The organism is Paenibacillus sp. GM1FR (assembly GCF_002803315.1).
GTDB lineage: Bacteria > Bacillota > Bacilli > Paenibacillales > Paenibacillaceae > Paenibacillus > Paenibacillus amylolyticus.
The window spans coordinates 1-760 of the sequence record NZ_MKZL01000056.1; the positions used below are offsets into that span (position 1 = coordinate 1).

Consider the following 760-nt stretch of genomic DNA (forward strand, 5'->3'; position numbering starts at 1 on the left):
AATCAGGACCACCCGTCCAACGGGTGGTTTGCTCTTGGGGTATAACCCCCTGTTGCCAAACTGCGCCTAAAGACGCTAGCCTGACAGCAGGGCTGTTCAGGCTCAGTGTTATTTGTCACTTTCACTCACCAGTTAAACTGGTTTTACTTCTTTTTGCTCCGATTACTGCTGAATGGATCTTCGTATTCTTTTACACTCAGCTTATCTAACGCTTGATCATGTGCTTCTTGTTCACGAATATACTTTCTTACCGTTGCTTCATTTAGACCCACTGTACTCACATAGTACCCTTCTGCCCAAAACTTTCGATTGCCGTATTTATACTTGAGCTGGGCATGCTTCTCGAATATCATTAGTGAACTTTTTCCCTTTAGATATCCCATGAACGTGGAGACTGCCATTTTCGGTGGAATCGCTACCAACATGTGAACATGATCGGGCATCATGTGACCTTCTATAATTTCTACTCCCTTGTACTTACACAGACGTTTGAAAATTTCGATTAAATCTTTTCTCACTTGATTATAGATTTCTTTCCGTCTATACTTCGGGGTAAATACAATGTGGTATTTGCACATCCACTTTGTGTGAGCTAGGCTATAGCTCTTGTTTGCCATCGAAGACCATTCCTTTCTTTTGAGCCTGAACATCTCAATTTTATCGGAATGGTCTTGGTGGTCAAACCCTCGATCCCTCCACCCGCATAGCGGGTGGTTTTTTGTTTCGCGCGTTTCACGCACTCAACTGGCTAAAGCCATAA

Annotated in this window: 1 protein-coding gene; it reads right to left on the reverse strand. The window is 43.3% G+C overall.

The window, feature by feature from the left end; translation table 11 throughout:
* Positions 1 to 143 precede the first annotated feature (143 nt).
* Complete coding sequence (gene tnpA, locus PAEAM_RS26060) at positions 144 to 617, reverse strand: IS200/IS605 family transposase (RefSeq protein WP_100529447.1); 474 nt, start codon at positions 615 to 617, stop codon at positions 144 to 146.
* Between the last annotated feature and the right edge of the window lie 143 nt (positions 618 to 760).

Excerpts from the sequence above, each read along its gene's own strand:
- tnpA (WP_100529447.1), bottom strand. The coding sequence starts at position 617 with ATGGCAAACAAGAGCTATAGCCTAGCTCACACAAAGTGGATGTGCAAA.